5 protein-coding genes and 1 pseudogene are annotated in these 5,827 nt (G+C 47.3%); 4 read left to right on the top strand and 2 right to left on the bottom strand.

The window, feature by feature from the left end; genetic code table 11:
• Positions 1 to 97, bottom strand: a pseudogene (locus ABUL11_RS00945) (IS982 family transposase); the annotation flags it as partial.
• Between the two features lie 367 nt (positions 98 to 464).
• Between ABUL11_RS00945 and ABUL11_RS00940 the strand changes: the two are divergent.
• The 4 genes from ABUL11_RS00940 to ABUL11_RS00925 all read left to right on the top strand — a co-directional run bounded on the left by ABUL11_RS00940 (position 465) and on the right by ABUL11_RS00925 (position 4,450).
• Complete coding sequence (locus ABUL11_RS00940; RefSeq protein WP_350281989.1) at positions 465 to 749, top strand: ComEA family DNA-binding protein; 285 nt, start codon at positions 465 to 467, stop codon at positions 747 to 749.
• 288 nt (positions 750 to 1,037) lie between these two features.
• Entirely contained in the window at positions 1,038 to 1,208 is a 171-nt protein-coding gene (locus tag ABUL11_RS00935; protein WP_350281988.1) for a hypothetical protein, read from the top strand.
• Positions 1,209 to 2,158: 950 nt separating this feature from the next.
• The gene (locus tag ABUL11_RS00930) at positions 2,159 to 4,231 is read left to right on the top strand and encodes a carbon starvation CstA family protein (RefSeq protein WP_350281987.1); all 2,073 of its coding nucleotides are present in this window, start codon (positions 2,159 to 2,161) and stop codon (positions 4,229 to 4,231) included.
• A 15-nt stretch (positions 4,232 to 4,246) separates the two neighbouring features.
• Positions 4,247 to 4,450 (top strand): YbdD/YjiX family protein, encoded by a 204-nt coding sequence (locus ABUL11_RS00925; RefSeq protein WP_396955881.1) that lies wholly within the window; start codon positions 4,247 to 4,249, stop codon positions 4,448 to 4,450.
• Between the two features lie 132 nt (positions 4,451 to 4,582).
• Here ABUL11_RS00925 and ABUL11_RS00920 read toward each other — a convergent pair.
• On the bottom strand, positions 4,583 to 5,827 hold a 1,245-nt coding region (locus ABUL11_RS00920; protein WP_350281986.1), incomplete at its 5' end, for a surface carbohydrate biosynthesis protein.

Here is a 5,827-nt window from a genome sequence, read left to right as displayed (position 1 = left end):
TCTTTACCCCTGCTTCCAGAAGATGATGCTCTAAAGCAGGCTCGAACTGGTGGCAAAAATCATCTATGAGACAAAAAAGTTCGGTTAAACTATCCATGAGCGTCTCCTGAATGCGATTGATTTGTTTGTAGAAACATAATCTTACGCAAAAAGCCTGGCGCTCATCCTCTCTTTTCTTATCCCGAACTCAGGTTAGATATAAATCCTTCCGGTTACGGTGTCCGATCTGAACGCTATTCGCCTAAAATCACTCTCGCCGGTTTGCCGAGGTGAATTTTCTTGCCTGCGCCTCTTTCCCATTTTCACAATTCCTTCTTACCGATAATTTTTATACGTCAGGCTAAAGTCAGTAGAAAAAATGCCGATGCCAGTTTTTTGGTTAGCGTGTATTACATCTGGCCAAAAAAAGCCCAAGTTGAGAAATCCGGAAGCTTTATTTTTTTAATTTCTGAGGAGATTCTGAAATGAAAAAGATTTTTCTGATTCTTGTCGTATTTTTTGGATTTAATTTGTCGGTATTAGCTGGGGTAGATATCAATACAGCTAGTCAGGCAGACCTTGAATCGGTAAAAGGGTTAGGTCCAATTAAAGCAAAAGCAATAATTGAATATCGAAACCAACATGGAATGTTCAAGTCAGTGGAAGAATTGGCTAACGTAAAAGGTATAGGAGCTGGAATACTTAAACGACTGGGTGATCAAGTAAGTGTTCAAGAAGAAGCTGTTTTGACTGAAACGAAAGCAGATTGATCAAATCTGGCACTTATAGAAATTCTTTTGTCTAGTTACTGTAGTTTATCGGACAGCTGATATTACTTGATTAAAGGCTGTCCGGTAAGTTTTGTACTTTAGTGTAAAATGACCTAGTCTTTTCTGCTGAGGTTAAGCTGCTGGCTCATACGCGTTTGCGTAGGCTTCAAGCGAGTGTTTTCATATCGAGCGCTTAATGGAGGCTGCCGGTAGCTGTAAAAGTGGACCCAATAGCTAATACCGCATCGCGTGTTGCAAGGTTACGAAGCGTGCACACAGTGTCTTTCCATGTCCGGATCTAAGCGCTTGACTATGCATTCTGCTGTGGGCATGCGGCGTAACGAACTCCTGCCTCAATCCGTAGCTCCTTACCACCCGGATGTAGTTCCGATTGGTAAAAACGAGTCCATTATCGGATCTCAGCAGGAACGGTATCTGGAAGCGATCCGTAACGGCTGATTGGCACTTCCAGGCGGGGGCTGCCTTTGCACCTTGGGTAGGGCCTTGATTGGGTAGTAATACAGCGTGCACCGAGGAATACCCAACCACTCTCTTGGCAGAGCTTGCTTATCGAGACGAAATAACCTTCTTCCTGCAGTCTCTGACGGATTGTTGCGATCATACCTGATCCTTGCCTAACAGGGATCCAATTTTTTCGAGCACACGATTCCAGCATTGCTTCACTATAGGCTTCCTGGAAATTCTTGATCGGCTGGTTCAACTGCTGCCGAACATCCTCCGGCTTGGCCTTTAATTCCAATTACAGATAGAAACAGAAATTATGGAATCATATAACATACTGTAAATTAATCATATTATCAATATAATTATTTTTATTTATATCGAGAATTGGAATAAGGCGTTCTCCATGCCAAACTTGGCTTGATCAAGCTAGTCCTCAATCTCTGAGGGCGGTAGGTCAACCTGCCGATTGGCTTTAGCAGCTACCGTCTCCTTGCTCTGGATGATTTCTATCACTAAAGCCGGCTGGGCCAGCGCTTGATTTTTTGTCCATCTTAATGTTCACCGGTATTTCCTATGAGGAATAATACCTGAGCAGGAAATTGCCGAGTCAATAAAAATGTTTGCAGCACACCAGATCAGGTGTGGGTTTCACCACCGATAAATCCGGTATGAAAATTTTTGAGGTGCAATACCAATGGCGTAACCTGTAGAAAAAAGAAAAGTTTCTCAGTAGCGTGAAATATAAAATTGGAATCTAGGAAGAGTGATATGACGGAAAAATGTCGCTGTCGATACTAAATGAATGGCTGATATGTTGAAAGATTATGCTGCTGGATTTGCACGGTAAAGAAGTCAAAACTTTACATGATTGATAGTGTTGTGAATCTGCGTATAAAGTTTTCAGAAATTTAACGAGTATCGGTTTTTTTATCAGAGGTAGTTTTATGAATCAGTTAAGCAAGTGGATAGGGTGGTTACTGTTTTCCCTGTTGGGTGCAGTAGCCTTCGGTGTCATTGCCCTCAACCGGGGTGAATCGATCAGTGCAATCTGGATTGTCATTGCGGCAGTATGTGTGTATTTGATCGCTTTTCGTTTCTACAGTCAGTTCATTGCCAGGCGGGTATTAAAGCTGGATGCAACGCGTATGACTCCAGCATATAGGTATAACGATGGGCTGGATCATGTACCGACCAATAAATATGTGCTGTTCGGCCATCATTTTGCTGCAATTGCAGGAGCCGGGCCGTTGGTTGGGCCGATTCTGGCGGCACAGATGGGATATTTGCCGAGTATGCTGTGGTTGCTTGCCGGCGTTGTATTTGCCGGCGCAGTACAGGATTTCATCGTACTTTTCATATCGATGCGGCGTAACGCCCGGTCGCTCGGTGATTTGATCAAATCCGAGCTGGGGCATGTTCCCGGCATGATCGCGCTGTTTGGTACGTTCTTTATCATGCTGATTTTGCTCGCCGTGTTGGCCTTGATCGTCGTCAAGGCGCTGGCTGAATCACCATGGGGAACATTCACCGTTGCGGCGACGATTCCTATCGCAATGTTCATGGGGATTTATTCGCGTTATTTTCGGCCGTGTGCGATTGCTGAAATATCGCTGATCGGATTTACGCTGCTGATTTTATCGATTGTAGCCGGCCAGTACGTTCAGGAGGACCCTGCATGGGCAGCGGTGTTCTCGGCAACCGGTGAACAACTGACTTGGGTATTGATCGGCTACGGCTTTATTGCTTCAGTATTGCCGGTATGGTTATTGCTGGCGCCACGCGATTATCTGTCGACTTTTCTTAAAATTGGCACAATCGTTGGTTTGGCAATCGGTGTCATTATTCTTTCACCGGAATTGAAAATGCCTGCGTTGACACAATTTATTGATGGCTCCGGCCCGGTCTGGTCGGGTGATCTGTTTCCGTTCCTGTTCGTGACAGTAGCCTGTGGTGCGGTTTCCGGTTTCCATTCGTTGATCGCATCCGGTACTACACCCAAAATGATACAGAATGAAACTGATGCACGTTTCATTGGTTACGGCGCGATGTTGATGGAATCGTTTGTCGCGATCATGGCGCTGATTGCCGCAGCAGCACTTGAGCCTGGTATTTATTTTGCCATGAATAGTCCGGCGGCGATCATCGGTACTACGGTGGAATCAGCTGTACAAACGATTTCCCAGTGGGGGTTCCATATCACTCCGGAAATGATCACCCAAACTACGCAGAACGTCGGTGAACACAGCATTATCTCGCGAACGGGCGGTGCGCCAACGCTGGCGGTGGGTATGGCGCAGATTCTGTCGGGAGTGATCGGTGATACTGCGATGATGGCATTCTGGTATCACTTTGCTATTTTATTTGAAGCATTGTTTATTCTGACGGCGGTTGATGCGGGAACGCGCGCCGGGCGTTTTATGTTACAGGATCTGCTTGGTTTATTCATTCCAGCGATGAAACAGACCGATTCGCTGATGGCGAGCTTGATCGCTACGGGTATCTGTGTATCCGGCTGGGGATATTTCCTGTATCAGGGTGTGATCGATCCGCTGGGGGGTATCAATACCCTGTGGCCGCTGTTCGGAATCGCCAACCAGATGCTTGCCGGTATCGCACTGATTCTGTGCACATGTGTGCTGTTCAGGATGAAGCTCGATCGCTTTGCCTGGATTACAGTGATTCCGGCAGTATGGGTTTGCATTTGTACGCTGACTGCCGCCTGGCAAAAAATATTTCATGATAATCCGCGTATCGGTTTTCTCGCACATGCGGAAAAATATCAGGAGGCAGTGACACAAGATATCGTGCTGGCACCTGCCAAGTCGATCGGACAAATGCAACAGGTTATATTCAACGACTATATCAACGTTACGTTGACGGCACTGTTCATAGCGGTGCTCATCAGCATACTGATGTTCGGTATTCGAACTATTCTGCAGGCACGTGTCATCCATCACCCGACAACCCGGGAAACGCCGTTCGAACTGTTACCTGTTTATGCGTCAATTGAGAAATAATCGGGAGAGACCATCATGATCAATAATCAAATGAACCACATTTGGAAACGGTTTGCGCAAAGTATGCGCCTGATGGTGGGTGTGCCGGAATATAGCGTTTATGTTGAACACATGAGAAGTGCACACCCCGAACAGACGATTATGTCGCAAGAGGAATTCTTTCGTGAACGCATGGAAGCACGTTATGGTGGTAAGGGCAGGCTCAATCGCTGCTGCTGATTGGCGTGGTCCGATAGCTGATCAGGATTGAATCCAAGGTAGTGATACCGACTCCGACCCTGCAGAGATTGACCGGAAAAAAGCTGGATATTCTTCAGAAGAAATTTAGTGATGATTTCATCCTGCTGATCGTCAGCCGTTTATTCTGAAAAGATGGCGCGAGTGCTGTTTTACTTTAATGGAATCGAAACGATTCAGCAGGCTGCCGAATCGTGCAATTTTCTGTTCGATCTGTTCAACCGGAATTTCGGGAAAACGGTGATCGTGGTAAGAAAGCCGGTTTGGTCCGGGGCGGCGCATGTTCAGCTGGGTCAGTATGGCTTTGAGGTTCGCTAGAGCCCATCCTGCCAGATACACCGGAGCAGCGCTTGCCGGTGGTTGGGACTGGCTGTAGCCACTTTCTTCCAGGACATCGATGATACGTTCACATGCGAGACGATCGTTCTGTGCCGCCAGATAGTAATCGATGAGTGCCTTGCGTTCTTCACCTCCTGGTGCACCCAGATCACCGTTCAGAATTCGGGACAGGGTATCCTGGAGCTCGCTGAAATTAAATGACTGGTAACTCAGCCGGGTAGGCAGGCCCTGGAAATCATAGTCGTAATATTCATTGAAAGTTGCAAGATAGGAAATGGCCGGAACTCCCAGGGCGTAGGCTTCCAGGCCAGTCGTGCAGCCGTTGTGCACCATGGTTTTCGAAGCCAGAAGCCAGGGGATGACGTTGCCTTCGTTCGTGACCTTTACGCGCTGGCATCGAGCAGCGATATCGTGATAAACCTGAAAGTTTTCACTTGGATGAGGCCGTACCACGATTGTGACATTCGGGAATGCCTGTTCCAGCGCCGGGATGAGCTGCCTGAAATCTTCCAGTATGGCTTTCTTGTGGTGCCACAGACCTTCGGCAAAGTCTTCGCTCATACCAATCCCGGCTTGTCCGCGCCGGGATTTTTTGTCCCCATCCTTTGCCGGAATGAACAGGCCGATATTGGGGATGAAAGGATTGACGTCGGTGAAATTGGTATTGATCAGAATGAAATCACCGTACAGATTGCGTAGACGTTCTACTTCTGCCGCAAAATAAGCGCGCATTTCCGGCCGCAGAATATCCCCGCGTGGATTTCCAGTCAGGTGAACAGGCAGATTTTCCGGAAATTGCGGATAGTGCTGAAGCAGATCGATGTTTTCTTGGCCCCAGGCAAAAATATGGGAAACATTCCTGATCGTAGTGGGAGAGAGTCGCAGTGTGTAATAAGTGTCGGCTGGCGGGTGAACCAGCGCTTCCTCTTCCCAGGCAACGATTTCGTGCCCGAGCATCCGAATGATCCTGAACATGGAATTACTCAGGCTGCGCATACTTTTTGCCAGATAGATGCCGCG

This window comes from Nitrosomonas sp. (assembly GCF_040256045.1).
Taxonomy (GTDB): domain Bacteria; phylum Pseudomonadota; class Gammaproteobacteria; order Burkholderiales; family Nitrosomonadaceae; genus Nitrosomonas.
This window is presented reverse-complemented; position numbering and strand designations above follow the sequence as displayed.

Coding starts and splice junctions, on each gene's coding strand:
- ABUL11_RS00935 (WP_350281988.1), top strand. CDS start 1,038: ATGTCCGGATCTAAGCGCTTGACTATGCATTCTGCTGTGGGCATGCGG.
- ABUL11_RS00925 (WP_396955881.1), top strand. CDS start 4,247: ATGATCAATAATCAAATGAACCACATTTGGAAACGGTTTGCGCAAAGT.
- ABUL11_RS00940 (WP_350281989.1), top strand. CDS start 465: ATGAAAAAGATTTTTCTGATTCTTGTCGTATTTTTTGGATTTAATTTG.
- ABUL11_RS00930 (WP_350281987.1), top strand. CDS start 2,159: ATGAATCAGTTAAGCAAGTGGATAGGGTGGTTACTGTTTTCCCTGTTG.